We start from the raw sequence: 25,276 nt of genomic DNA, 5'->3' as shown, positions 1-25,276 counted from the left end.
TATAGGATAATAGTCACTGAGGCCTGTACCTAAGAATACCGGCAAAACCACCAAACTTCTTCACCATCTGACCTGGATCGTTGCTCACACTGACTATATGGATCTTTGTACCAACGGACTCAGCTGTGCCTAGAAGCTTCCGACCTTCATCTGTCCTGAACACCTCATCCGTGATTATCAGATCCGAGAGCGCACCGTTTTCAAGGGCACTTGTGGTCTGATCCCTTCCGTAGACGGCCATGTCCTTCCTGAGGGCGATCAGAAATTCATCCACTACCTCCTTATCTCTAGCTATCCTCTCTTCACTCAGCAATTTCTCCACATCCGCAGATGTTATGAACTCATACACCGCGCCTGAATCCGTACGGTTTGCCGGGAAACTTCCGATGATGGATAGTCCTTTCTGCTTGCAGTACGTTGCAAACCTGTCCCTCGCAAATCCTGGACCAAGGACAATGATTCTGCTTTGGTAGTTCTTCACCACGTTGATTATCTGCTCAAAATATGAGGTCTCTGAGTAATTGCTTTCAGCGTACTTCCCTGATCTGCCCGAGAAGACCGTACCTATCTGCTGTACGCCGTACGGGTGTATCAGGAATACCTGTGCTTCATCCTCATCCATAGCCACAGCGGTGTATATTGTAACAAATCTTTCGTCCGTCGCCTCCTTCAGCATACGGATATGCTCTTCTTGCCATATCTTAGTGATGGAGATCTCGCTGTCAACCGTGACCGTTATGGACTGGTGTTTTCCCCTGGTATCCTCAGGGCCCTCAATAACAGTTCCGAGTATGCGCAACCTGTTATCGAAATCCTGAAATTCGATCTTCTCCACCCTCAGTTTTATGGTTATTGGGATCCTTTCACGTTCCCTGGACCTCTGCACGTCTGCCGATTCCTCGACACGTCTCAACGTCACCGCAGAAACCGTATCTCCCTCAGAGAGTATATTCCTCAGGTACCAGAGATCGTCCAGGCTCTCAACGCGTATTCTGTAGGTGCTGTTTCTTAGATCTTCCTCCAGTATCCTCATATCAGATTCAGTCCCCTTTCGGCTTCAGGTTCTCTATCTTCCGGTATATCCTCCTGTAATGGCTGCCTTTCCAGTATATCTTGTGGCATTCGGTGCAGATATATATGTCTCTGTGGTTCCTCAGATATTCAGGTATCTTCGATCTCAGCCTTACAAGCTTTCCATTGCATACTGGGCATCTCATAAACCTTTCATTCATCTCAGATGAAAAATGTGTTATGAAGTCCTTCAGCTGATCGTCTATGCTGTCGTATGGCTCAAATATGGACATGGGGTACTTCTGGTACATCCCGTAATCCCTGGTTATTATTATCCTGCCCTCGGATCTGCTCCTCTCTATTATTTCGTCATCCTGTATCGCCCCGGATGGATAGTATACGTCGTATCCCATCAGGCGTATCCACCTGGCGAGCTTTCCAAGCATCTGATCAACCGTTAATCTTATTTCACCATCTCTTGATGAGGTCGTTTTCAACACCGACTAGATCGAGGATCCTTGACACAACGAACGATACCATATCATCGACGGACTTTGGCCTGGTATAAAAGCCGGGTGAGGCAGGTGCAACTATGACTCCGCTTTCCGAAAGATACGTCATATTCCTGAGATCTATGGTGCTCAGAGGCATCTCACGCGGAACCACTATGAGCTTTCTCCTCTCTTTGAGCGATACCGCCGCGGCTCTCGTTATGAGCGTGTCAGATATTCCGGCAGCGATCTTCGAAATAGTTGTTATGGAGCATGGGATTATTACCATAGAATCGAAGAGGAAACTTCCTGAACTGATGGGGGCTGAGAAGTCGTCATCTTCATAGTGATGCGTGGCCATTGATCTTATGTGATCGACCGTCTCATCCGATTCATACTCTATTACCTTCTTCGCAGCATCGGATATGACCAGGTATGTTTCCTGATCTCTGAGGTTTTCAAGAAATTTGACGGCATATGGAATCCCGGATGCACCGGATATGCCAACGACTATTCTCATCGTTTCTTCTGATTATTTCCTCCTATTAAAAACATAGTAGAGCATGAATATGGAGGCAAACAGCACAATGATGACACCGATGCCTATGTATTCGCCCGTATGGTTAACCACTGGTTTGGAGAATGAGAATCCTGGATATGCACCTGCATCGAGCGCCTGGATGTTTGTGTATCCTGAGATCTGTGAGGGCTTGTTCTCTATTGAGATGAAGGCCTTTGTCATGTTCTGAACGCTAGGGAAGCCTATATCCGAAAGGGCAACGACCAGTTCCAGACCATACGGATTGAGACCGGTGTAGCTCAAATCAAAGACGATGAGATCCTGGGTTGATACGTTTGTCCAGTTGTAAGATACAAGCGATCTGTTATCTATAACATCGCTGAAGAAAGAGTTCCACTCTGCCTGTGTTATGCTGTAATGTGTCGATCCATAGTAATATGTTATTGATGGGAGCGATGACGGTGGTGGAGGAAGCGTGGGAGTACTGGCCATGGATACCGCTGGCAGAGAAAGTAGGGCAAGCGACAGGATAACAGCTGTGATCAGTTTGAATCTCATTCAGGACGAGAATGAAAATATTGTTTAAATATTTATCCGCAGGATCATTGCCTTCCAACTATGAATTCATTACCGTTCGGATCGGTTTCTACCGTTATAACCTTCGCTGCCTTTGCTTCATCGATCGCTCTCATAACCTGTTTCCTTGTGAACCTTTTCTTCCTCGCAGTCTTCAACAGATCCCTCACCGATGATCCATCAGAACCTGTTATCAATTCCTTCAAGCTATCAAGGTCCCTGTTTCTGGACGCGATGTAAGCAGGATATACGACTGCGGCACCAGCAAGGGAAAACATGGCATAGGATGGCGAGTAAAATTTAAACTGAGCCTCCTTGGTCAGGTTGCCGATAGACACCTTCACAACTACCACATTCAAGCCGGGCCGATTCGACATGCTCACATTGTAGATATCCGTGTATTGTCTTCCATTTATATACCATGTTATACCTGCTCCGATGAGATGATATCCCGTAAGACGAAGATGTAACAGCGTTTTCAAGAGAGAGACATGATGAATAATGCCCATGGACGTGATCTCCGGGTGGGGGTATTCTTGAAGTTCGTAGACAGAATAGTTTTCATTTCCATAGATATTCTTACCATAAACCACCACGGAAAGATTTCCATCAGATCTTATCCTGTAAATGAGGCTGCCGTTATTCGTCTCGTAGGATGAGTTATCGATCCTGATCCCGATATCCGTCAGGTTCATTGGAAAGACCCTGATCTGCAGACATGCTGTTCCATCCATTGTCATGTTGCGGAACATCGCATATATGTGCGGGCGATCCAATGAAGCATCCGTATCCAGTATGATCCTTCCGTAGTTGCCTGTCGATGTATATTCGTAGAATACAAATGTATAATTGCCGTAGCCTGGGAGCGTGAGAATATTATCCTTGAGGCTGAAGTTGTATACAAGCCCACTGGTGTTGAAAGGAACAGGAAGAGATGTAGAATTTGTGAATACATGATAGGTGCGAGAAGCTGGAACCGTGCTGTTCTCGTATATTGAAAGGTTCCGATATGAAAACGTTCCGCTGGGGGATACGGCCTCTATTGATATCGTGTAGTTGCCGTTCACATGGAAGTATGGGGATGATCCGTTGAAGACCATGGACGCTCTGTCCACAAACGACATTGATGTGATTACTTCATCACCGATCAGGATACGCACGAATATGTATGAGGAGACATTTGTCGATACATTGAGATACATGGTGTTGTTTCTGGAGTCCCCGTGGAATGAATAATATTTGCTTTCAGTGCGGTTAATGATTATGGTTGGTGGAAATGTCATCACATATATCGTCCCAGCGAATACTGTGATGTTATCTCCATGGTAGTTCAGATACACCGTCACGTTGTTTATTCCCTCATGCCCATCAAGTACCACCTGATCGGTGCCACATATTATTCTACCTGCCGATACAACCGTGAAATTATAACCCTCAGGATAAATTGAGATCGGTATGTGCGAAGTATTGAAGTATTCACCATTGTATATATTCACCGAGAAGTTCTGATCCCTGTAAACCTCGTATCGTAGATCCTTGATGAAAATTATTCCAAATTCATCGATAGCCGAGACGTTGACATAGTTCATACCGGTTCTGTTCATCACTACGGTAGCGTTTCCAGGATATATGTGATCGACGCCATCTACAGATACCTTCAATTCTGATATTATGGGATCGTTTTCAACGCCTATGGATATGTTCTCACCGTATAGCACATATGAATTGTTGTTCACCGTGCTCGTTATCAGAGGAACATAATTATCCACAAAGACCGTTCCACTGTATTCTGCTTCATATCCCATAGAGTTATTCACATGAAGCGATAAGCTCTGGGTACCGTTGCTAAGAAGTACGCTGTTCACCATGAAGTGCGATCCGTTTGCTTCGGTTTCCGTTATGTTGCCGATTCGCATGACGGCATAGTATGGGTAGCTGGAATTCACTGTAAAATTGATCCACGATGAACCCCTTATATATGACAGATGATCGTATTTCATCGAGATGCTTCCATTCATCGGTATATTTATCCCACTGTACATGATGTCTATGGAGTTTCCAGAGGCCACCAGAATTTCGCTCGAGTTGTGAGCCGAAGCGTACTCGATATTCAAACCTGTTTGAAGGCTCATATTGCCAATTATGATGTCGCTGTTCTGATAGAAGAGTCCAACAGAGGCAACAAAGTTTCCATATAAAAGGTGATCACCGTAGACCCCAACGTCACTCCGTGCGTTATAGAGGATGCTTGATATCCCGTCCGAAACGCCAGTTACCTGCTCCGTCGTATTCGAAAATGCTTCTGCTGACACCGAACCATTGCTGACAGAATATTCAAGGAATTGTCTGGATGTGTCATTGTACATCTTTATAATGCCACTTGCCTGATCGTACGATTCGAAGACGCCATTTCCTATTCTCTGTGCATCTCCGCTTTTCAGATAGTATATATACGTGCCCGAATCGTTGAAGAAGAATACATCATTTCCAGAAGCATACATACCGCATCCTGTGAGATTGAGCGGAATAACTCCAGAAAACCTTGCAGTTAGGCTGGTTAAATTTACCGATACGATATGTGTTTCATTATGGTATGTCTCAGCTATGTAAACCGCAGTGCCGCTTGGCGAATAGGCAAGATAATGTGAATCATAGGTAATTATCCTGTACGTACTCATATTCACATAGTTTGAGACATACACGCCTGAATCATTGATATCCAGGATCGAGTTCCTCACATAATCTGGATAGTAGCAATTTCCATCATGATACGAGAAGCCTGTTTTATAAATTTTGTACAGCCCTGAGGGCTGCACAAGGCTGACAGGATAGTCGTTCAATGATATGTTGTAGATGGTGAGATTAACGGCATTCGAACCTATCAGTAAACTTGTCTTCCCGGCTGGTACGGATGTATTGAACACCAGTGGCATATTGAGGGTTTTTCCGCTTGCGTTAAGAAAGACAAGGGTCTGGTTGTGGAAGAAAGTGAACTTCAAAGTGTAAATGATGTTTGCCGACACGGTGATCCCTGTATGTACCATATATGGCGAATATTCTGCCAGATTCTGTGAGTTAGAAAAACTGAAGCCGATGGATGATGATCCTGCCCTCATTATCATATAGTTCACATCCGCTCCACCTATGCCATTTTCCGAGTAATTGAAAACTAACGAGACAGATTCGCTGTTCCTTCTGTCAAAGGATATATTGAGATAGGTACCATTGGAATTCAGGTCCAGTGAAAATATGTTGAGGCCTACGTGCCCATAGATGTCCTTAATGCCTATGTCTGTTCCACTTGCAGCGTTGAGAACGCTGAATGAAAAATTGGTGGTGTTCGAGGGAAATGTTCCCTGGGGCTGATCTGAAAAATTGTAGTAGGGCTGCCCATGGCTGATGATCATGATCGATGGTACGGTGATTGTTGCAATTATTATAACAGTTATAATTCTGTTCATATGACCATAAATTTAACTCATATAAAAATTATATTTTTACCGTAAATGGCAGATAATCAAAACCCCGCGTGTATCCTAATTTATGAAAAATTCAATCAAAACAGCCCTCTGCGAACATGGATAGATTTATATCACCATATAACTTACAAAATCGAATGATCAGAGTAGCTATTAATGGGTATGGTACCATCGGTAGAAGGGTTGCTCGAGCGGTATCTCTGCAGGATGACATGATAGTCACGGGAATCGTCAAGACGAAGCCTGACTATGTAAGCATGGTTGCCTCAAAGGATTTTAAGATTTTTGTTCCAGATAAATCCTTTGAAAAGGCATTCCAGGATGCGGGAATAAAGGTTGAAGGTACCTTCGAAAATCTGATCGACGATTCAGAGATCGTCGTTGACGCTACTCCGGAGGGGCAGGGGGAGAAAAACAAAGAAATGTACGTCAATAGGAAGATAAAGGCCATATTTGAGGGTGGTGAAGAACCAGAGATAGCACAGGCCAGCTTCAACGCCTATTCCAACTTTGAGGAGGCAAGATCAAAGGACTATGTCAGAGTAGTCTCCTGCAACACCACCGCACTGGCCAGAACCCTTCACCCCATAAGAGAGAGATTCGGGATAAAGTTTGTTGACGCCACCATAGTGCGGAGGGCGACTGATCCCAATGACAGTAAAAAGGGCCCAATAAACGCCGTGGAACCAAGCCTGTCCATACCGTCCCATCACGCTCCAGACCTGAAGACGGTTATGGCTGGCCTGAATGTAAGCACCGTGGCCATAAAGGCTCCGACCACCCTCATGCATGTGCATGCGGTTAGAGTGGAGCTGGAAAAGAAAGCCTCAAAGAACGATATAATTGAGGCATGGAGAGGATACAGACGGATAATGGAGGTTGGAAAGAACAGCGGAATAACGTCTACCGGACAGATGATGGATCTCGCCCGTGAATTCGGGAGAGACCGATCCGATCTGTATGAGATAGCTGTGTGGAGCCAGAGCGTGTCAGTTGATGGCAACCATGTCTCTTATATTCAGGCGGTGCATCAGGAGAGTGACGTGGTTCCAGAGAATGTTGATGCCATAAGATCCATGTTCGATACTGCTGACAGGGAGAGGTCCATATCAATGACCGATGGCAAATTGAGGATAGAGAAGAGGGTGTTTTGATGGAAAGTAACGAGGAGAATAAGGAGAAGAAGACCATAGAGGATCTTCCAGGAGTAGGAGAGGCGACGGCCGAGAAGCTGAGAGAAAACGGCTATGATGACATAATGGCCATCGCCGTGGCTTCTCCAAAGGATCTTTCTGATGTCACTGGCATAGGCGAGGGTGCCGCCGCAAAGATAATCGCCGCTGCAAGAAAATTCGCTGATATTGGAAATTTCGAGACTGGTGAGGAGATACTCGAGAGGAGGAAGAGCATACAGAAACTCACAACAGGTAGCAAGAATCTTGACGACCTTCTCGGTGGAGGCCTTGAAACACAGGCAATAACCGAATTCTTCGGTGAGTTTGGATCAGGAAAGACACAGATAATGCACCAGCTGGCCGTGAACTGCACTCTTCCAAAGGAGAAGGGTGGCTTCGACAGCGATGTTATGATGATAGACACCGAGAATACCTTCAGGCCAGAACGTATAATACAGATGGCAAAGAGCAGAGGCGCCGATCCCGATGAGACATTGAAGAGGATACATGTGGCAAGGGCCTACAACTCGCACCATCAGATACTGCTGGCTGAGAAGGCCCAGGATACGGCCAAGGAGTACAACATCAAGCTCCTGATCGTGGACTCGCTCACAGCGCACTTCAGATCCGAATACGTTGGAAGAGGGTCGCTGGCGGAGAGGCAGCAGCTTCTGAACAAGCACATGCATGATCTGCTCAGATTCGGAACCATATACAATGCAGTCATAGCCGTAACGAACCAGGTTTCGGCCAGGCCTGACGTCTTCTTTGGCGATCCGATGGCGCCAATAGGCGGCAATATCGTCGGCCACACTGCAACCTTCAGGATTTATCTGAGGAAGAGCAAGGGCGGGAAGAGAATAGCAAGACTCATAGATTCTCCGTACCTCCCGGAGGGCGAGACGGTCATACAGATAGGAGAGGATGGGGTCAGCGACGGGACGTGATCTACCTCTCCGAACTGTGATGCATGAATTTTTTGGACATCGCTGAGGAATATAGGTTCATTCGGGTTATTGCATCATGCCGTTCTTCGCAAGTATCGATAGGAACTCCCTGCCCTGGCTCTCCGTATAAAAGATGAATCTGATCGTGTATGCGTCATTCTGGCCATTGAGGAAGTCCCTGACGGATCTTATGGCTATCCTCTCAGCGTGATCGAATGGAAATCCGTATGCCCCAGTGCTTATGGCCGGAAACGCGATATCACGTATACCGTTATCGGCAGCCACCATCATGGAATTTTTGTATGCCCTGTAAAGAACCTCATCCTCCCCACCATGGCCTCCCATCCAGACAGGACCAACCGTGTGTATCACATGGGCAGATTTCAGCCTGTATCCACGGGTTATCACCGCCTCACCTGGGGGGAGCCCGCCTGGATAACGCCTGCGCCTTATCTCGGCAAGTTCTGCGTCGAGTTCTGGGCCAGCGGCAGAGTGTATCGCACCATCGACACCGCCACCACCCATGAGAGATGAATTGGCGGCATTCACTATCGCATCTGCATCCGATTCTGTAATATCACCAACCTCAACGATTATTCTGTGTTTTCCGTATGAAAAATTCAGCAGATCTTTCATAGACCAGCATAGAGATAATCATTCAAAATTCCTTCGATCATGCACGCCATACAATGCCTATCAAAGCATGACTCCAGACCCGAACGCATGCTCGCGATGCCGACGTGCGGATCGATCGCTGGTGGAACCTGAAAAATTTAAGTATTGCAAGGGCATTTTATTATGAATGTGGTCTTATATCTACGAGAAATTTTCCAGAAGCCCTTCGCAGCTCAAAATAGTAAAGAAGATGTTTTCTGTGGGGATACGTGTCGCAAAGCTATACGATGAACCCGTACTGATGTGCGGAGACATAGAGATAAGACCGAACACGCTTGCCAAGGCCACAGGTACGGATCGCAGATCCGTGATGAGTGTCATCGATCGTATAATAAAGGATGAGACACTCTATCCAGTTTTCTCTCAGCTTGAACCCGTGGCTAACCTCTGGAAGGCGAGTTCCAAGCTTGGATATGGAGTGATAGAGATACTGCCTGAAAGTGCCTCCAAGCCGGGCATAATAGCGGGAGTCTCCACCATAATAGCCAGAAGAGGCATAAGCATCAGGCAGGTGATAGTTGATGACCCGGAACTGGTGGAGGATCCAAAGGCTGTAGTCGTCACTGAGCAGAAGGTGCCGCCGGATATAATTCAGGAGCTCAAATCTGTGGAAGGGGTCAGAGCCATCACGATCATGTGATCGTTCGGACCAGACCCATTATATGTAATTCTGGACACCATCTGGGTAAAGTATATCCATCACGCTGGCTATGCGATGGTCTAGTTTTTCCCTGGTGTAACCGGTAAGATTCACATGGCCGACCTTTCTTCTCCGCCTTATTCCTGCCTTTCCATACCAATATATCTCTGATTCGCCCAGCGACAGTATCTTTTTCACCTTATCCTGGTTCAGATCCTGGCCCAGAATGTTCACGGAGGATGATGGGCGATAGAGGATGGGCTTTGGAACCGGCATCCCGCTTATCGCCCTCAGATGCTCCTCGAACTGTGATACAGAAGATCCGAGTAGCGTGTGATGGCCAGAATTATGCACACGCGGTGCATACTCATTTATGATCACCTGCCTGTTTCTTACATAGAACTCGATACCCATGACGCCGTGATAGTCCAGGGCCTCCAGGAGCTTTCTGGCCATATCAGGCATTACCAGCTCCTCTGTGGGAGCCGCATTGTAGATGAATATTGCTTCCCTGTTGTAATTGTACGTCGGATCAAAGTATGTGAAGTTTCCCTCTCTGTCTCTTACAGCTATTATAGAGGCTTCATAATCAAAATCTATGAATTCCTCAACCACGAATTTCTCCCCATGGAGTTCCTCTGTCACGCCGCCATCATAGATGACCTGGCCCTTGCCGTCGTACCCACCATAAGCGTTCTTTATGACGGCTCTGCCGAAGTCCCTTGCATACCTCAGCGCCTCATTAAAACTATCCGCTTTCCGGTACTCCGCAACGGGAAGTCCATGATCGGTCAGAAAGTCCTTTTCCTTCGATCTATCCTTCTTCAGATCAACGGCTTCGATCCCGGGAAAAAGTTTTTTCTGAGACTGTGCGTAGATCAGCGCTTCCTCCATCACATGTTCGAATTCGAACGTGACGACATCAGATTCATCCACAAATTTTCTGTATTCCTCTGGACTGAAGTGTGCGTCGGCTATCAGGGATGCTGGACCAACACCATTTGAATCAAGTACGAGGTATCTGTTGCCAAGCCTGCGTCCTTCGTTTATCATCATGAAGCCAAGCTGCCCTGTGCCTATTATGCCTATGTTCATGCGCATCGTATGTTATCAAAAAATAAATATTTTAATGAAAGCTCACCGCAACGGAATAAGCTGTCTTCACCGTTACGAAGAGTATTATTATAATGATCAGGAGCCTGACCTTCCTGCTGTCGAATCTGTGCATCATGAAGGATCCGGACAGGCCTCCAGCGATTCCACCGATGAGCACCACAATCCAGAGCAGATAGTTGACCCCCCTGAGTATGGCCAGATAAGAGAGGAAACCTGAGGCCGATGAGAAAAGTGCTATGAATGCCGAAGTACCGGCGATCTTCTTGTAATCGCTCTCCATGAAGGTAAGCACGGGCAGTATGATCATTCCGCCTCCCACTCCAAGGAGACCTCCGAGGAAACCGGCCAGAGCACCGATGAAAATCCCAGTTATTGCACCGCTGATCCCAGTGAGCACGGCATCCTTCTTTCCGGTCTTTCTGCCCCTTATGAGATTGAATAGCGTGTACGAGAGGAACACAACGAATATTATGAGCAGATACTTCCTTGGTGTGTGGACGCCGACCATGGCCCCAACTGGTGCCATCGCGACGGCAGGAATCAGGAATATTATACCTATCTTCCATAGTATGAAGCTGTGTTTCGCATTGTTGGCCGTTGCGCTTGAAAGTGAAAATACGTTTAGTAGAAGACCGGCCGCTGCTGCTATCGAGAATGGTATGCCGAATGAATAATATATCGGTATGAGCGTGTTGGCCGCACCCACACCAGATATTGCGAATATTGCGGACAATATCCAGGTAAGTATGAGGATCACTATGTAGAGGGCCCCGATCATGGGCATCATTTCCTGCCGTAGTAGTCAGGTTTGCATACGGGTTTACCATTCAGAATCTTTGCATCTGCTTCATAGGTGTATTCCCCGCAGATATCGCATTTGATCTTGGCACCGTTCTTCTTCACAGGATCGAAGTGGAAGTCATCCATCTCCTCATACTCGAATATTTCCTCATCCTTCAGCGATGAGATCCATTCAAGCACTGGATCTATGGCGCCTGCCGGTATTTCGGATGGCTCATAGCCCTGCTTCCTGTATTTGAAGAATTCAGAGGCCCTTGTGGTCAGGTCGTCCATGAAGCTGTTTCTTACATGTACGCGTATGGCTTTCCTTCCTGGCTTGTACAGTATCAGGGCGAGCTTCCCGTAACCAAGCAGCGAAAAGAGACCCTTTCCGTATGTGCAACCGGTGGCAGCCTGAGCTCCATCGTTGAAGCATCCGTTCATGTCCTCGGTGGACATCTCCGAAAGCAGATACGTCCTGTGGTCCTTTTCCTTATCAAGACCAGCGATCCTGAGGGCGTAGGAACCGGCCCTGTAGCCCATCGGCATGTATGGACATTTGTGCCCATGGAATTCAAATGCCCACTCTGGAATCCCGAACTCAAGTTTTTCCATATGTTTTCACCGGTGTCAGATATTTAATAGTTATATTTCTATTTAACTATGCAATGCCATCCCATAGCCAGAAAACTATATATGTGATGAACCACTCTTATTTTATCATGGAGTCGGCCTGCAGGATCATAAAACTGAGGAATCCAGATCTGAGATCATACGAGAGAAGGGAGAAGATAGTGGAAGCTCTGGCATCCAAGGTCAGGCTGGCCATCCTGGACCTTATGATGGAATACGATGAGGTCTGCACCTGTGAGCTCGTACCTGCCCTCAAGCTTTCACAACCAACCGTGACGGTCCACCTGAACAAGCTCTATGATGCTGGGATAATAGAGAAACGTGAGATAAAGAAGTTCACCTTCTACCATATAAACCCGGAATACAGGGATATAGTGGAAAATGTGCTCAGGATAAGCTAAAACATAGCAGGCTTGAATAAAATTGTTTTTATACGGATCTTTGATCTATAGTTATGATACTCGTTACTGGTTCTTCCGGTCAGATCGGCACCGAACTTGTTCCATACCTGAGAGAGAAATACGGTAAGGACTCTGTTATCTCGTCCGATATAATGGAAACAAAGGGGACAGAGACAGGGTACATACGGCTCGACGTGACGGACAGAGATTCGCTTGACCGTGCCATAGAGAAGTACAAGGTCACAGACATATTCCACCTGGCTGGCATACTCTCAGCCAAGGGCGAAAAGGATCCGGATCTGGCCTATAGGGTGAATTTGAATGGTACCTACAACGTCCTGGAAGCTGCGAGGCACCATTCCATAGACAGGGTTATAATACCAAGCACCATAGGAGTCTTCGGCCCAGAAACACCAAAACGCGATGTACCGAGCATAACGGTGCTGCGGCCAAGGACGATGTACGGCGTTACAAAAGTCGCGGCAGAGCTCCTGGCACAGTACTACTATGAGAAGTTTGGGCTTGATGTCAGATCGCTGCGTTATCCAGGTATCATAAGCTACATGGCTGAGCCGACAGCCGGTACCACTGATTACGCCGTTGAGATATTCTACTACGCCTTACGCATGAAGAAGTATACGTGCTACTTGCAGAGAAACAGGCGCCTGCCCATGATGTACATGCCAGACGCGCTCAGGGCCCTCACCGATCTTTACGAAGCGAATTCGGAGAGGCTCAAGATAAGGAATGGCTACAATGTGCAGGCATACAGCTTTACGCCTGAAGAGATATATATGAAGATAGCTGAGAGAATCAACGGCTTCCAGATCGAATACAAACCGGATTACAGGGATGGCATAGCGGCGACATGGCCGGAAAGCATAGATTCTTCAGATGCAGTCAGAGAGTGGGGATATAGGTTTGATTACGACCTGGACAGAACCGTAGATGACATGATCGAACATATATCCGAGAAACTCGGCGTGAGCGGAAAACACCTGGCCTGAATACAATAATTCAGACCCTGGTTCCCCAGAAGGGGTTATCCTTTCTTTTTATCTTTATTATTTCCTCAAGCGTGTCCATTATATCCTTTTCCATCGGTGCCCTGCGCAGCTCCTTCACAACGTTTTCATTTATGTCAACATAAAGAACATCGTCCGGGAAGATCTGCCTGTTCAGAGTCACGTTGTCTATTGCGACAGCGACCTCTGCTGGCGCATCCTGATATCGAACACTAATGTCTTCATTCCTTATGCTCTTTATCGTACCCGCGTATTTGCCGTCACCTCTTATCAGGTTATCACCAACCTTTATCTGACCGGTTTCTACTCTGACACCGACAATGACGGGTTTAGAGGCCCTGAATATGTACTGCGGGAGTATCCTTATCCTGGACGGTACGGGCATTGACATCTTCCTGCCCTGAAGGAGCATCTTCCTCCTATCGTCCATAACCTTCTGTGTGTCCTCGACGATCTTGTAAATTATGTCGCCATTGACGATGCTCACATCTGATGAAGACATGGCCTCCTTAGCCTCAGGCAGCACAGATACGTTGAACCCCACAATTATCCTATTTATTGGATCGGATAGAGTCGAGACATCCATTATGTCTCTCTTTGTTATGTCTCCAACCTGAGCCTGCCTTATCTTTATACCCTGCTTGTTCAGCTCATAGCTTATAGCCTCGAGGGATCCGATGGCCTCCGCCTTCACGTATATGCCATCTTCACTCAGCTGGATGTCTATCTTGCTCTCCTCCTCGATCTCCTTCATAACCTGATCAAGGTTATCGTTGACAACGATCATTGGCGATCCAGATATGACATCGATCTTATCGCTTATGAGCACCCTAATACCTTCGGCTGCTGATACCTTCTTCACCTCTTTCAGTGAGCGCTGGCCCTTACCCGTGTTCACGAACAGAGCCTTGACCTTGGTCACAGCTGGCCCATTCTTCGTGTTCACGGCTATGGTATCGCCGACAGATATTGTGCCCTGATAGAGAACAGCGTCGAGAGTGATACCCGCGGACTCCTCCTTCCTGACCTCTATTATCGTGGCGTGGCCATTTATATCCTTGTACTCTATCTCCCGTTCGAGGAAGCGCTGTGCAAGGCCAGCGAGAACCATAAGAATCTCTGGTACACCTATGTTCTTCTTGGCGCTGACCGGGACTATGGCTACAGTCTTCGTGAAATCGGATATCCTGTCGAATCTGTCAGAGTTCAGGCCAAATTCGTAAAGTTTGTTCATTATGCCGTATATCCTGTTGTCAAGCTCGTTCACATATTCTGGCCTCTGCTTTCTTATGAATTCCGTGAAGAGCGTTGTTTTAACATCGGTGAAGAATGGTATCAGGTCGATCTTGTTCGCTGCTATTATGAACGGCGTCTTAAACTTCTTCAATATATCTATTGATTCAACAGTCTGGGGCATTATGCCCTCGTTGATGTCGATCACGAGTATTGCAAGATCTGCTAGAGCGCCTCCTCTAGCCCTCATATTTGAAAATGCGACATGACCAGGCGTATCTATGAACAACAGCCCCGGTATCTTCAATCCCTTCGTGTTGAGCTTCTCGGTCTCCTTCAGAATTCTGGAAATATCAACCGTTGTTGCGGCTATTCTCTGTGTTATCCCCCCGGGTTCCTTGCTGGCTACAGAGGTACCCCTGATGAGATCAAGCAACGTGGTCTTTCCATGGTCAACATGACCCAGAACGCAAACTATTGGCTGCCTCAGTTTTGAGGCAGTCTGGCTAGTAGATGATTTCGTCGCCATAGGACCATTCTACTATCTCACTCTCATTGAAGAATATGGGCATCTCATGAGAATAGGCCTCTGGAGAATCTGATGCATGTATTATGTTCTTTTCAATGCCCATTGAGAAATCTCCGCGTATAGTCCCTGGCTGAGCCTTTGAGCCATCTGTGGATCCTGCCATCAGCCTCACGACCTCGATGGCCTTAGGGCCCTCAAGCACCATGGCCACGATCGGACCAGAGGTGATATAGCTTACGAGATCCTTGAAGAATGGCTTCGATCTGTGTACAGAATAGTGATTTTCCGCCTGATCATGCGTCATCTGCATGAATTTGAGCGCAACCACCTTGAGCCCCTTATCTTCGAGTCTGGAAATTATGCGCCCGATCAATCTCCTCTTGACAGCATCAGGCTTGAGAAGCACAAGAGTTCTCTCCGTCATGATTTGGCCCTCATCTTCTTTAAGTCATGATATTCATTAGTCCATTTCACATATCTGGGAACGCGGTTCAGCTCTATCATGTTCTTCCTGCACTTATTGGAGCAAAAATAGAGGATCGCACCATCCTTGCGGACATACATTATTCCTGTCCCAGGTTCTATTGCCTTGCCACAGAAACTGCAGTTCTTTGCCAATGTTATCACCTTATAGAGAGCTTCTTTGCTTCTCTTGCGGTCTCCATGAGCATCAGGATGTCACCGACCCTTACTGGACCGAGAACGTTTCTCGCTATTATCCTTCCCTGGTCCCTACCTGCAAGTACCCTGACCTTTACCGTTGTCGCTTCTCCGGTCATTCCCGTTCTTCCTATTATCTCGACAACCTCAGCGGGTGTCGCCTCGTTGGGCATCTATTTCACCTTCACTTCTTTATCTGCTCAAGAGCAGAAACTATGGATTTGTAGAGTTCCTCATTCTTTCCATAGTCCACTATGGAAACAGACGCTGCTGAGGCTATACCAACCTTTGAACCCAGATCTGCCTTCTTCTTCACATAGACGTATGGAACCTTCTTGTCCTCGCAGAGAGAAGGCAAGTAGTATACAACTTCAGGCGGATTAACGTCCTCCGCTATGACAACCAGCTTGCTCTCTCCTCTCTCTATGGACTTTATAACCTCGTTAGTACCCTTCTTGACCTTTCCGGTTCTGTACGAACTCTCCACAAGATCCAGTGCTTTCTGCGAAACGTCTTCGGGAGTTTCAAACTTCACGTAGCTCTTTTCCATATCATTACCTCCTTCATCTCAATATACGAGCTTTTCCCATATGCCGAACGCATATATATTTTATTTGAAGCGTCATGCACCTGGTATCAAGACCTCGTATGATGCAACGAGATGATGATTTGCGGATATATAATCATTTAGAATGGATTATTTCGCCGATGCAGGAAACCTTTATAAATTCAGCTTCCATAATGGAAAACTGCTTGGCTATTTAAAGCTGGGATAGCCTAGCCCGGTAAGGCGCAGGTCTGGAAAACCTGTGCTCGTAAAGAGCTCGGGAGTTCAAATCTCCCTCCCAGCGCTATATTATTCCTTTGTCTTCGACGCTGGCATCTGTAACGCGACAGTAGAGGAGATGCAATTTAATGCCATCTCATTGACCACCATGGTGTTTTCGAAACTGATTTGATCCATGAATCTGAAAAATATATAGAATGAACTTCAAACGCAAAATACCGCTATTATAGGTGAAAATTTAAATACTGGGCTTGAAATCAACGTATGTGAAAGTTTCATACGTTGTCATGGCCATAATTCTGATTGCAATAATTGCAGCGGTAGGCGGCTATGCCTATTATAATTCAACCGACACCGGAAGGATGGCAATATCGGTTTCGGATCTTCCAAATTAAAATGTATCCGCTGTTTACATAACGTTCACATCAGTGGCGTTGCACAGCAATACAAGCGGATGGCAAAACTATACGATCGATAAGACCGTGAACATATACGGTCTCACCACAAGTAATGCTTCTCTCCTTACCAACATATCGCTGCATGCTGGAAAATACACGATGATCCGTCTATACATATCCAAGGTCAACGTGATCTTTTCAGGAACTAATGAAACCTTCAGCATGAGTGCGCAATTTGCATTCATCAACCATCCATTCACTGTATCGCCTCATTCAACGACAACGGTGATAATAGAGTTCGATCTGCATTCCGATCTCAACCTTCAGTCAAAGATTTTCACTCCGTATGTGGGCTACACAACAAATTGAATACGGAGAGACTATAATATTAATTTCCAATTATCTACATTTTTAGATTATGATATAAGTGATTCAAAGGCCAGCATTCATTTTGCTATAAAAAAGGATCTTCCATAAATATCAATTCTGGATACATGCAGTAAACATGAGATGCTCGAAGTGCAACGCTGAAGCAATTTACTTCGCCAGTTATAATGGGCTGTATCTCTGCAGAGAACACTTCAATGAAATGGTCGAAAAACGCGTTAAGTCGGAGATAAGAAAGCAGATAGATCTGAAGAAGCCCATGGTCAGAATATCTGTGGCAATATCTGGCGGAAAGGATTCCTCAGTCACGCTTTACCTGCTCCACAAGATCCTGTCAAACAGGAGAAACGTCAAGCTGGCGGCATTCACCGTAGACGAGGGAATAAATGGATACAGACCAGCAGGACTTGATAGTGCCATAAGGCTCGCCAACATGCTCGGCGTTGAACACAGCATAATACGGTTCAGGGATTCGTTCGGTATGACCCTTGATTCAATAGTATCCTCTGATCCCAACAGGATACCTTGTTCATATTGCGGTCCCCTCAGAAGAAAGCTCATAAACGAGATGGCGGAACAACAGAATGCGGATTACGTGGCCCTTGGGCTCAATCTAGACGATTACAGTCAATCCATACTCATGAACGTTGCAAAGGGCGATTTTGACAGATTCATGAGGATGTCACCGCAGAAGGACATTAAAGACGGCCTTGTGAGGCGCATCGCACCACTCAGATCCGTTCCTGAAAAGGAGGTCGTGATCTACGCAGTTGCCAATGGGATACCATTTGACAGCAGCTGGTGTCCGTATTATTCACGGGCTCAGAGAAACATATTCCGAGAGGTGATCAATAGGCTATCAGAATACAATCCAAGTACGAAGTTCTCTATACTTAAATTTTTTGAAAGAGCCAGATCGCATGAGGCAGAGAAGACAAAGATACTGGGAAGATGCAAGATATGTGGTGCACCTACGGAGAATGATATATGTTCAGCTTGCGCTGCCATTGAGAGCCTCAGGAAGGAAGGAAAAGGTGAAGAATATGATATCAGCTTCAGATGACAAAATGCGTCTTTTATTCCAACCCTGTATGACGTAAAGATCAATACGGATCGTTTCGTGAGGTGTTCATTCTTACGCTCCCTGGCCCATAGAGGATCATTTAAGCTTGGTTATTTTCTGAGGATGCCGTTTTTTCTCATGGTATATGGAGCTCAGGGACAAACCACCGTTATTCGTGCATAGCAATATCTTATCCTGAACACTAATTTCACGACATTTTAATCTCTATGAAAGCGATTTCAACTGGTGGCTGGCACACTGAAGAAGGATGTAATAACGTTCTGGGGTCTTGTATTCTATGCTATAATGGTTATTTCACCTGCCGGTCCATTTGCCTTCACGGGAGCCTCGGCCATGGATTACGCAGGGAAAACCGCGCCGCTGACCTTCCTCATTGGTGGATTGACACTCTTTCTAGCCGTGATAGCAGTATATGTTTATAGTGGTCGCATAAGCAGTGCGGGGGGTTATTACAAGTTTGTGGAAGCGACATTCAACAATAAGTATTTCAGCAAGAGTGTTGGCTTCTACTATCTTTTTGTTGTCCTGAGCAGCATAATAGGTTCGAGCATACTGCTGGGATGGTTCACATGGATCGGTCTGGAAACCATGATCGGTTATTCTCTTCCATTCACATACGTCATAGCCATTTCCTTTGTAACGCCCGTCATATACCTTATAGTGGGATATCTCTCCCTCAACTACAGTCAGAAGATCGCGGTCACCGTGGGCCTCATCGATCTGGCTTTTTACCTTGCACTGTCCATTGCCATAATAGTGAAATCTCCATACAATGGTATACAGTATTTCAATATAATGAACTCAAATGATGGGCTTCATGGATTCTTTCTTGGAATGATCGTTGGAGGTTTTGTTGCCTTCTCAGGTTATGGATCCATCGTTGTTCTTGCGGAAGAGGCCAAGATGCCATCGAAAAGCATAAAAAAGGCAATAATTACATCCCTCATCATCATGATATCCTATGATACCTTTGTGATATATGCGAACGTCGCAGGTGCTGGGCCTCATCTTCCCGCTGCCCTTGAATTCTTCGCTCCTGGCCTCTTCGTCACGAAAAGCTACTATGGTATGGACGTGACACTGGCAGCATTCTTCGTGTTTCTTGTATCTGCACTGATATCCACGGTGATATTCGGAAACAGCGCGGCCAGAGATCTATTCTCTCTTGCAAGGGATGGGATACTGCCGCCTGTTTTTGCGAAGGTTCATGACAGATACGGAAGCCCATACATTGCCGTCATAACCGTATTCGTAATAGCGATAATAGGTATAGGCTTCGGTCTCATTCCCCTAGTACATTATTACGGGGAGAATTATGGAATGTACTATCTGCTCGTAATAAATGCTCTTGTTGGTTCGACATTTACATTGGTCTACCACATAATCATAAATGAGAGCCTTCCATTCTTCATGTTCAAACTGAAGCAGCTGAAACCACTCATACACATCGTTGGCCCAACCATAGCGAGCGGAATAATAGGCATCGCTATGTATTATTCGTTGACGGGGCTGTCTTACCCGCTATCCCTTGTATATGCCATAATTCCGCTCCTGGTCATACTCTCCCTGGTTATAATATACGTGATGAGAAACCGTTCCATAAGGATGGATACATTCACTACCGTAAAACAGTAATTTGTCTCGAGACATGATTTAAATTATTTTTAGTCGGCACAATCAGTTATATCTATTATATCCCATTCCGATCTTGGATCATGGAAGAGACTTCGAAACTCGGCCTCATCGATGTGTTCACCGGAGACGGCAAGGGAAAGACCACTGCAGCTTTCGGCCTTGCGTTCAGGGCTCTTGGGTGGGGTTACAGTGTTTACATGTTGCAGTTCATGAAGACAGGCGTGTATGGCGAGAACAAATCAGCGTTGATTTTTGACAGGAATCTGCGGGTTGATTTCGTTGGAATGCCTTATTTCATCGCATGGGAAAATGAGATTCCAAAGGAGGATCTGGACAAGGTAAAGAACGTTGTAATCTGCAAGAAAGGTCATCCTCCAGATGATTACAGGAAGGCCGTAAAGGAACATTTTGATAGATCGCTGGAGGAGCTGAAGAGCGGAAAATGGGACGTATTCATATACGATGAGATCAACGTTGCGCTATACTACTATCTTTTAAGCCTGGATGAAGTCATGGAGATCTTCAAACTGAAGCCTGATCACACAGAACTTGTTTTCACAGGACGAAAGATGCCAAAGGAGATCATGGAGAGGGCGGATCTGATCACGGAAGTATCCTCACCGAAGCATCCATATCAGAGAGGCATACTTGCAAGGCGTGGCGTCGATTTTTGATATAATTGAATATGGCTGCTATCGAATCCTTGGAATTAAAAACTGTAAGAAAAATTCACCGAATTCGCTGACAACCACTAGATCTAAAAATATGGCATTCCGGTAACATCGTTGCAGCCGTTTATCTGTAAGTACCATCTGAGCATTGTGGAATATATGATTCGATCATTCATTTGCAGGATGTAAAGAGGAGACTAGGCTCATCTCCTGATAAAGATACTCCGGAAGGCTTGCATACGGATTTGGAAGTCCACGATTAGTGAAGTATACGTATGAGAAATAATTCAAGATGGTGTTTAGTACCGATTCGTTGACAGCCTCCACGTCATAGCATATTATCGAAGAGTGTGATCTGGGCGTCCCGTTCACAATCAATGATAAGTTTTCCAGTGGAGGGATGCCAGGATTCTCATAAAGCACGGTGAGGTTGAAGTACTGTGTTATGTTTAAAGGCGCTGAGGTGCCTGGATTACCGACGATATACTCTGCGCCCAGCGATCTGCAGATGTCAGTAAGGTCTTCATAGTATGAACTATAGTTGCTGTATTCAGAAACCTCATCCAGAAACAGACCATTGACATGATACCAGTTCAAATAATCAATGGTCTGGCTCTCTATGACACCAGCAGATCTGGATCCATACTCTGTGTAAACGTAACCTATGACCCTGATGCCCGCATTCATAAGCGCTTGAGTCCAGTTGAAATAATCATGCGAAAAATTCTGACCTGGGCCGTTATCCGGGTTTATTATCACAATCATAGGAACATCCGGAAACTGGCGGTGTATCTGCAATATATCTATCCACGACCCATTCGGGTCGCTGTACAGTGGAATGATCAGACCAGTCACTTTATAGCCATGTCCTGAACCATACCGTTCCTCCGCTGAATAATAATGGTATCCTATTGCTGTCAGCGAAGACAAAACAACCACAAGAAAAATCGATATCAATGCCTTCCTGTACTTGACCATGTGGACGATGTACTATCATCAAACATAATACATATTTTATGTCGATTCAGCTTCCGTTTCATAATCTCCAACTTATATTTCATCTTCTAATATATATAACACCGCTAAATTTACTTCGAATGATCATTTCCTCAAATCGATTTTCATACGCTATGATCAAGATCAGTTTCTTATTTCATTCTTGTATATATCAGAGACATAGGAAGCTATTGCCGGCGATGCGGTAAGACCCGGTGATTCTATTCCTATAAGATTTATGAAATTGGGCATTCCGTGATCGACTTCATTTCTGATTATGAAGTCCTTATATGAACCGTCCTTTTTCCTAAGCTGAGGCCTGATGCCAGTAGAGTCCTCATGGATCTCGTATTCCGATATTGATGGAAGAAACCTCATCACCGAGGCCATGAAATCTTCAGCCTTGGACTCCACCCTGTAATCTATATGATCAACTTCATATGCGTTGGGACCAAGCCTCACTGAACCTGAAAGATCCGGAGTTAGATGTATACCAAGGCCAGATGCTTCAGGTATGGGGTATACAAGCATTCTGACCGGTGGTTTACCAGATACCCTGAAATAATCACCCTTAACGTAATTCAATCTATATCCGAGGCTGTCGACATCGAAACCTGCAATCTCAGCTATCCTATCGGAATAAAGGCCAGCCGCATTTATCACGGTATTGCATCTTACTGAGAATCTCTCACCGGCACTGATTCCATCAAGAATATAGCCATCTCCCGATTTTCTTATGCCGGTAACTTCAGTTCTCAGAGCCACTATGCCACCGTTTTTCGAGATTTTGGCATAGTAATAATTCATCAAATCGTATGGTTCGACTATTCCAGTTGACGGGACGTATATGGCGGCATCTGCTTGTACCGCTGGTTCAATTCTTCTCACGCCATCGCTGTCCACCATTTCTATACCGTCTATTCCATTATTCATTCCATTCTGGAAGATTTTTTCCAGTTCCTTCAGTTCACGATCTCCGGTTGCCACGATGAGTTTTCCCAGCCTTTTATATGATATTCCATATTTCTCGCAGATCTGATATATCATTGAGTTTCCCTTGATAGAGAGAGTGGCTTTTAGTGTGCCCTTTGGATAGTATATACCTGAATGTATTACGCCGCTGTTATGGCTGCTGGTTTCGGCACCGAACACCCTGTTCTTCTCAAAAACATATACAGATTCATTATCTTTAGATAATTCAGACGCTATGGAAAGGCCAACTACACCAGCACCGATTATAACAATATTTGCACTTTCCATTTAGGGAAGTCCATAACTATTAATAATATATATCTTCCTAACTTAGTCCATCCAGACTTGTAAACTATTACTCTGCTTAAGCTTCAGAACTTCTTCCTTTCAGCGAAGAGACAGCTGCCTGTACCGGTATATGCAGTGAAAGACGAAAGATCCCCATGAGCATTGATTATGCAACAGCCCTGCTTAGGTATTACACCACTTGGTTATCGTGGAAGATGCACACTCTAAAAATATTTCCATCTGGGAATACCGTGTATCTCATCATTGGAGCTGTTGAGAATTACAGCCTCCTCCAACATCCTAACCTTTCATTAAATGGATATGCTAAACAAACTGATCTGCTCAGTTTCTCGTTAGAAGAAATTCATCGCAAGTTTAATGAGACCACGCTTATATAGAAAAATATGAATACATCCTTGCGCAAATTCACGAGATAGGATGTGTTATCCGATATATCTCAGCTGATCAAGATATTAACCGAAGCTCATCCAGATCCTTTCATGAATGTTGGTTCGCAAGTTAAGTTTTACATAAAGATTGATGAGATTCTGAGCAATTTACCAGAAACTCTGGAGATCCCTCAGATACACACAATTGCCTCCAAAATCGTTGCACTTGTAGGTGATGGTCACACCTTCATGGATCCGTTAGAACACAATGAAGGACGAATCTGGATTGAGTTGGAGCCTATAGAAGAGAAGCTTATTGTTGTAGGTGTGTATGAGAAGAAATTTAGCAATCTCATTGGCCACTGCCTTCTTGCCATTGACGAAGTTCCTGTAGAGCACTTATTGTCAAAAATGCTTGAGATAAGAGGTGCAAATGGAATTTATGAAAATCTTATTCATCTTGCAGACGCTCTTAAGGATCCATATACCATTTCATTTCTTACTAGAGATGACATAAGCAATATTAAAAAGGTGGTACTCACCCTACAATCTTTTGAAAATAATTCGATTCAGAAAATTATCCTTCCCTTCAGTCAAGAACCGCCTGGTAAATTGATTGAACATGGTTCATCGCTTATCAGATCTTCAAAAACAGATATTTCGTATAAAATACTTGAGGATAGAGTTGGATATCTAAAGATAGATTCTATGACCAAATACAGGGAAAACTATGAATCACAGCTGAAACTCGGCGCAAGCGAATCTTTCCTACGGGAGCTTCTAAAATATCAAGGATTTGAGACCAATGGAAAAATAGAGAAGATGATATCTAAGGTCCCGTCAGCATCTGATCGTATAGTTGAACTTCTTCAGATAATGATTGATAAAAATATCAAAGATCTCATTGTGGATCTGCGGAAAAATAAAGGAGGCAATTCTTATTTAGCATACATTTTAGCTTATTTTTTATATGGGGACAGAGCATTGGAAGTAGATACTGGATATGATATAGAGCGGCATTCAGCCTGGTATAAAGACCAATTTAACACCAAGGGAGATATGGAATCACCTGGAGGATATACCTTTGAGGAGATGCATAAATGGTTATCAGGAAAGAGAGGAATTGATCGTGATGAATGGAAAGAGATAGTTGATCTATCACCTACCTTTGCGGAATATGAAAGATTCTTCCGTTTTAGTAGCGAAATTAAAGTATATGTGCTATCCTCAGCTAGAACCTTCAGTGCTGGTTTTGATCTTTTGTATATGCTGAAAAAATGTGGAGCGACCATAATTGGGATTCCTTCCTCTCAACCTGCAAATGCGTTTACGAATACTATTCGTTTTTCCTTAGATATTTCAGGACTCAAGGGATGGGTATCATCAAAATTAATGTTAAAAGACCCTGACAAAAATATGTTTTATAGAATAGAGCCAGATATATCGATAGGCATAGAAAATTACATGAAACACGAATGGGATACAAATACTATCCTTATAGAAACATTGGAACTGATACGTTCCAAGCGGCGTGATAGCAATTATTAGGAGTCTATACGTATCACTATCTATGAAGTCTGCTTGGGGAAAATTTGTCGTTGAAATTGGAACATCCATAAAAAGCTTTGAAGTAAGCGATAGGGAATTGTGACAATAATCAGCATATATATGTTCAAAAGGATAGGTAGGTATCCGATTATTTAATTAAGTGGATATGAAAAACATTATGGCTTTCTGTTTTATAGTTAAGACCCATTTTCAGAAGAGATCTTGGAACT

26 protein-coding genes, 1 tRNA gene and 1 pseudogene are annotated in these 25,276 nt (G+C 45.0%); 12 read left to right on the top strand and 16 right to left on the bottom strand.

Annotated features, from left to right (window positions below; genetic code table 11):
• Positions 1–13 precede the first annotated feature (13 nt).
• From F6Q11_RS01790 to F6Q11_RS01770, 5 genes are read right to left on the bottom strand one after another with little or no spacing between them, the layout of a single operon-like run.
• Entirely contained in the window at positions 14–1,033 is a 1,020-nt protein-coding gene (locus F6Q11_RS01790; RefSeq protein ID WP_297026004.1) for an mRNA surveillance protein pelota, read from the bottom strand.
• A 7-nt stretch (positions 1,034–1,040) separates the two neighbouring features.
• Positions 1,041–1,511, bottom strand: a complete 471-nt coding sequence (locus F6Q11_RS01785) for a Mut7-C RNAse domain-containing protein (protein ID WP_297026003.1) — start codon at positions 1,509–1,511, stop codon at positions 1,041–1,043.
• A complete protein-coding gene (locus F6Q11_RS01780; RefSeq protein WP_297026002.1) occupies positions 1,480–2,022 on the bottom strand; it encodes a UbiX family flavin prenyltransferase in 543 nt (180 codons plus the stop codon). Before F6Q11_RS01780 ends, F6Q11_RS01785 begins: the two co-directional genes overlap by 32 nt.
• A 12-nt stretch (positions 2,023–2,034) precedes the next feature.
• A complete protein-coding gene (locus F6Q11_RS01775) occupies positions 2,035–2,580 on the bottom strand; it encodes a hypothetical protein (protein ID WP_297026001.1) in 546 nt (181 codons plus the stop codon).
• 44 nt (positions 2,581–2,624) lie between these two features.
• Positions 2,625–6,059 (bottom strand): hypothetical protein, encoded by a 3,435-nt coding sequence (locus F6Q11_RS01770; protein WP_297026000.1) that lies wholly within the window; start codon positions 6,057–6,059, stop codon positions 2,625–2,627.
• 155 nt (positions 6,060–6,214) lie between these two features.
• On the opposite strand from F6Q11_RS01770, the gene F6Q11_RS01765 reads away from it, so the two are divergent.
• Complete coding sequence (locus F6Q11_RS01765) at positions 6,215–7,231, top strand: type II glyceraldehyde-3-phosphate dehydrogenase (RefSeq protein ID WP_297025999.1); 1,017 nt, start codon at positions 6,215–6,217, stop codon at positions 7,229–7,231.
• The gene (gene radA, locus F6Q11_RS01760; RefSeq protein ID WP_297025998.1) at positions 7,231–8,199 is read left to right on the top strand and encodes a DNA repair and recombination protein RadA; all 969 of its coding nucleotides are present in this window, start codon (positions 7,231–7,233) and stop codon (positions 8,197–8,199) included. The genes F6Q11_RS01765 and radA overlap by 1 nt, the downstream gene beginning before the upstream one ends.
• A 66-nt stretch (positions 8,200–8,265) precedes the next feature.
• Here the strand turns inward: radA and F6Q11_RS01755 are convergent, their stop codons facing one another.
• Positions 8,266–8,835 (bottom strand): O-acetyl-ADP-ribose deacetylase, encoded by a 570-nt coding sequence (locus F6Q11_RS01755; RefSeq protein ID WP_297025997.1) that lies wholly within the window; start codon positions 8,833–8,835, stop codon positions 8,266–8,268.
• 166 nt (positions 8,836–9,001) lie between these two features.
• Here F6Q11_RS01755 and F6Q11_RS01750 point away from each other — a divergent pair, with 166 nt between their 5' ends.
• Positions 9,002–9,514 (top strand): ACT domain-containing protein, encoded by a 513-nt coding sequence (locus F6Q11_RS01750; RefSeq protein WP_297025996.1) that lies wholly within the window; start codon positions 9,002–9,004, stop codon positions 9,512–9,514.
• An 18-nt stretch (positions 9,515–9,532) separates the two neighbouring features.
• Here F6Q11_RS01750 and F6Q11_RS01745 read toward each other — a convergent pair whose 3' ends face one another.
• The 3 genes from F6Q11_RS01745 to F6Q11_RS01735 are packed head-to-tail and all read right to left on the bottom strand — an operon-like array spanning position 9,533 to position 12,025.
• A complete protein-coding gene (locus F6Q11_RS01745; protein ID WP_297025995.1) occupies positions 9,533–10,609 on the bottom strand; it encodes a 5-(carboxyamino)imidazole ribonucleotide synthase in 1,077 nt (358 codons plus the stop codon).
• 31 nt (positions 10,610–10,640) lie between these two features.
• Positions 10,641–11,414: a sulfite exporter TauE/SafE family protein gene (locus tag F6Q11_RS01740; protein ID WP_297025994.1), complete on the bottom strand. Its 774-nt coding sequence runs from the start codon at positions 11,412–11,414 to the stop codon at positions 10,641–10,643.
• A complete protein-coding gene (locus F6Q11_RS01735; protein WP_297025993.1) occupies positions 11,414–12,025 on the bottom strand; it encodes an FmdE family protein in 612 nt (203 codons plus the stop codon). Before F6Q11_RS01735 ends, F6Q11_RS01740 begins: the two co-directional genes overlap by 1 nt.
• A gap of 107 nt (positions 12,026–12,132) precedes the next feature.
• Between F6Q11_RS01735 and F6Q11_RS01730 the strand changes: the two genes are divergently transcribed.
• Together F6Q11_RS01730 and F6Q11_RS01725 are read left to right on the top strand one after the other, a co-directional pair.
• On the top strand, positions 12,133–12,444 hold the full coding sequence (locus F6Q11_RS01730; protein ID WP_297025992.1) for a helix-turn-helix transcriptional regulator: 312 nt from the start codon (positions 12,133–12,135) through the stop codon (positions 12,442–12,444).
• A gap of 53 nt (positions 12,445–12,497) precedes the next feature.
• Positions 12,498–13,451, top strand: a complete 954-nt coding sequence (locus F6Q11_RS01725; protein ID WP_297025991.1) for an NAD-dependent epimerase/dehydratase family protein — start codon at positions 12,498–12,500, stop codon at positions 13,449–13,451.
• Positions 13,452–13,461: 10 nt separating this feature from the next.
• On the opposite strand, the gene infB is transcribed toward F6Q11_RS01725, so the two are convergent.
• Genes infB through rpl7ae form a run of 5 tightly spaced genes read right to left on the bottom strand, consistent with a single transcriptional unit; the run spans position 13,462 to position 16,441 of the window.
• On the bottom strand, positions 13,462–15,231 hold the full coding sequence (gene infB, locus F6Q11_RS01720; RefSeq protein ID WP_297025990.1) for a translation initiation factor IF-2: 1,770 nt from the start codon (positions 15,229–15,231) through the stop codon (positions 13,462–13,464).
• Positions 15,209–15,655 carry a nucleoside-diphosphate kinase gene (gene ndk / locus F6Q11_RS01715; protein WP_297025989.1) on the bottom strand — a complete coding sequence of 149 codons (447 nt, stop codon included), beginning with the start codon at positions 15,653–15,655 and terminating at the stop codon, positions 15,209–15,211. The genes infB and ndk overlap by 23 nt, the downstream gene beginning before the upstream one ends.
• The gene (locus F6Q11_RS01710; protein ID WP_367119316.1) at positions 15,652–15,855 is read right to left on the bottom strand and encodes a 50S ribosomal protein L24e; all 204 of its coding nucleotides are present in this window, start codon (positions 15,853–15,855) and stop codon (positions 15,652–15,654) included. The genes ndk and F6Q11_RS01710 overlap by 4 nt, the downstream gene beginning before the upstream one ends.
• Positions 15,855–16,064 carry a 30S ribosomal protein S28e gene (locus tag F6Q11_RS01705; RefSeq protein ID WP_010901525.1) on the bottom strand — a complete coding sequence of 70 codons (210 nt, stop codon included), beginning with the start codon at positions 16,062–16,064 and terminating at the stop codon, positions 15,855–15,857. Before F6Q11_RS01705 ends, F6Q11_RS01710 begins: the two co-directional genes overlap by 1 nt.
• A gap of 11 nt (positions 16,065–16,075) precedes the next feature.
• Positions 16,076–16,441 carry a 50S ribosomal protein L7Ae gene (gene rpl7ae, locus F6Q11_RS01700; protein ID WP_010901526.1) on the bottom strand — a complete coding sequence of 122 codons (366 nt, stop codon included), beginning with the start codon at positions 16,439–16,441 and terminating at the stop codon, positions 16,076–16,078.
• Positions 16,442–16,657: 216 nt separating this feature from the next.
• Here rpl7ae and F6Q11_RS01695 point away from each other — a divergent pair.
• The 6 genes and pseudogenes from F6Q11_RS01695 (at position 16,658) to F6Q11_RS01670 (ending at position 20,856) form a co-directional block, all read left to right on the top strand.
• A tRNA-Ser gene (locus F6Q11_RS01695) sits at positions 16,658–16,742 on the top strand.
• 202 nt (positions 16,743–16,944) lie between these two features.
• Positions 16,945–17,073 carry a hypothetical protein gene (locus F6Q11_RS01690; protein ID WP_297025987.1) on the top strand — a complete coding sequence of 43 codons (129 nt, stop codon included), beginning with the start codon at positions 16,945–16,947 and terminating at the stop codon, positions 17,071–17,073.
• A 12-nt stretch (positions 17,074–17,085) separates the two neighbouring features.
• A pseudogene (locus tag F6Q11_RS01685) lies at positions 17,086–17,445 on the top strand (DUF4382 domain-containing protein); the annotation flags it as partial.
• Between the two features lie 136 nt (positions 17,446–17,581).
• Positions 17,582–18,526 carry a TIGR00269 family protein gene (locus tag F6Q11_RS01680; protein ID WP_297025986.1) on the top strand — a complete coding sequence of 315 codons (945 nt, stop codon included), beginning with the start codon at positions 17,582–17,584 and terminating at the stop codon, positions 18,524–18,526.
• Positions 18,527–18,772: 246 nt separating this feature from the next.
• A complete protein-coding gene (locus F6Q11_RS01675; RefSeq protein ID WP_297025985.1) occupies positions 18,773–20,182 on the top strand; it encodes an APC family permease in 1,410 nt (469 codons plus the stop codon).
• An 80-nt stretch (positions 20,183–20,262) separates the two neighbouring features.
• Positions 20,263–20,856, top strand: a complete 594-nt coding sequence (locus tag F6Q11_RS01670; protein ID WP_297025984.1) for a cob(I)yrinic acid a,c-diamide adenosyltransferase — start codon at positions 20,263–20,265, stop codon at positions 20,854–20,856.
• A 165-nt stretch (positions 20,857–21,021) separates the two neighbouring features.
• On the opposite strand, the gene F6Q11_RS01665 is transcribed toward F6Q11_RS01670, so the two are convergent.
• Together F6Q11_RS01665 and F6Q11_RS01660 are read right to left on the bottom strand one after the other, a co-directional pair.
• A complete protein-coding gene (locus F6Q11_RS01665) occupies positions 21,022–21,831 on the bottom strand; it encodes a spherulation-specific family 4 protein (RefSeq protein ID WP_297025983.1) in 810 nt (269 codons plus the stop codon).
• A 162-nt stretch (positions 21,832–21,993) separates the two neighbouring features.
• A complete protein-coding gene (locus F6Q11_RS01660) occupies positions 21,994–23,109 on the bottom strand; it encodes an NAD(P)/FAD-dependent oxidoreductase (protein WP_297025982.1) in 1,116 nt (371 codons plus the stop codon).
• Positions 23,110–23,609: 500 nt separating this feature from the next.
• On the opposite strand from F6Q11_RS01660, the gene F6Q11_RS01655 reads away from it, so the two are divergent.
• A complete protein-coding gene (locus F6Q11_RS01655; RefSeq protein ID WP_297025981.1) occupies positions 23,610–25,046 on the top strand; it encodes a S41 family peptidase in 1,437 nt (478 codons plus the stop codon).
• The last annotated feature ends 230 nt before the right edge of the window (positions 25,047–25,276 follow it).

It is taken from the genome of Thermoplasma sp. (genome assembly GCF_008709555.1).
GTDB lineage: Archaea > Thermoplasmatota > Thermoplasmata > Thermoplasmatales > Thermoplasmataceae > Thermoplasma.
This window is presented reverse-complemented; position numbering and strand designations above follow the sequence as displayed.

Excerpts from the sequence above, each read along its gene's own strand:
- F6Q11_RS01740 (WP_297025994.1), bottom strand. The coding sequence starts at position 11,414 with ATGCCCATGATCGGGGCCCTCTACATAGTGATCCTCATACTTACCTGG.
- F6Q11_RS01780 (WP_297026002.1), bottom strand. The coding sequence starts at position 2,022 with ATGAGAATAGTCGTTGGCATATCCGGTGCATCCGGGATTCCATATGCC.
- F6Q11_RS01670 (WP_297025984.1), top strand. The coding sequence starts at position 20,263 with ATGGAAGAGACTTCGAAACTCGGCCTCATCGATGTGTTCACCGGAGAC.
- F6Q11_RS01735 (WP_297025993.1), bottom strand. The coding sequence starts at position 12,025 with ATGGAAAAACTTGAGTTCGGGATTCCAGAGTGGGCATTTGAATTCCAT.
- F6Q11_RS01730 (WP_297025992.1), top strand. The coding sequence starts at position 12,133 with ATGGAGTCGGCCTGCAGGATCATAAAACTGAGGAATCCAGATCTGAGA.
- ndk (WP_297025989.1), bottom strand. The coding sequence starts at position 15,655 with ATGACGGAGAGAACTCTTGTGCTTCTCAAGCCTGATGCTGTCAAGAGG.
- F6Q11_RS01755 (WP_297025997.1), bottom strand. The coding sequence starts at position 8,835 with ATGAAAGATCTGCTGAATTTTTCATACGGAAAACACAGAATAATCGTT.
- F6Q11_RS01665 (WP_297025983.1), bottom strand. The coding sequence starts at position 21,831 with ATGGTCAAGTACAGGAAGGCATTGATATCGATTTTTCTTGTGGTTGTT.
- F6Q11_RS01770 (WP_297026000.1), bottom strand. The coding sequence starts at position 6,059 with ATGAACAGAATTATAACTGTTATAATAATTGCAACAATCACCGTACCA.
- F6Q11_RS01660 (WP_297025982.1), bottom strand. The coding sequence starts at position 23,109 with ATGGAAAGTGCAAATATTGTTATAATCGGTGCTGGTGTAGTTGGCCTT.
- F6Q11_RS01765 (WP_297025999.1), top strand. The coding sequence starts at position 6,215 with ATGATCAGAGTAGCTATTAATGGGTATGGTACCATCGGTAGAAGGGTT.
- F6Q11_RS01655 (WP_297025981.1), top strand. The coding sequence starts at position 23,610 with ATGAATGTTGGTTCGCAAGTTAAGTTTTACATAAAGATTGATGAGATT.
- infB (WP_297025990.1), bottom strand. The coding sequence starts at position 15,231 with ATGGCGACGAAATCATCTACTAGCCAGACTGCCTCAAAACTGAGGCAG.
- rpl7ae (WP_010901526.1), bottom strand. The coding sequence starts at position 16,441 with ATGGAAAAGAGCTACGTGAAGTTTGAAACTCCCGAAGACGTTTCGCAG.
- radA (WP_297025998.1), top strand. The coding sequence starts at position 7,231 with ATGGAAAGTAACGAGGAGAATAAGGAGAAGAAGACCATAGAGGATCTT.
- F6Q11_RS01705 (WP_010901525.1), bottom strand. The coding sequence starts at position 16,064 with ATGCCCAACGAGGCGACACCCGCTGAGGTTGTCGAGATAATAGGAAGA.
- F6Q11_RS01790 (WP_297026004.1), bottom strand. The coding sequence starts at position 1,033 with ATGAGGATACTGGAGGAAGATCTAAGAAACAGCACCTACAGAATACGC.
- F6Q11_RS01680 (WP_297025986.1), top strand. The coding sequence starts at position 17,582 with ATGAGATGCTCGAAGTGCAACGCTGAAGCAATTTACTTCGCCAGTTAT.
- F6Q11_RS01725 (WP_297025991.1), top strand. The coding sequence starts at position 12,498 with ATGATACTCGTTACTGGTTCTTCCGGTCAGATCGGCACCGAACTTGTT.
- F6Q11_RS01775 (WP_297026001.1), bottom strand. The coding sequence starts at position 2,580 with ATGAGATTCAAACTGATCACAGCTGTTATCCTGTCGCTTGCCCTACTT.
- F6Q11_RS01745 (WP_297025995.1), bottom strand. The coding sequence starts at position 10,609 with ATGAACATAGGCATAATAGGCACAGGGCAGCTTGGCTTCATGATGATA.
- F6Q11_RS01750 (WP_297025996.1), top strand. The coding sequence starts at position 9,002 with ATGTGGTCTTATATCTACGAGAAATTTTCCAGAAGCCCTTCGCAGCTC.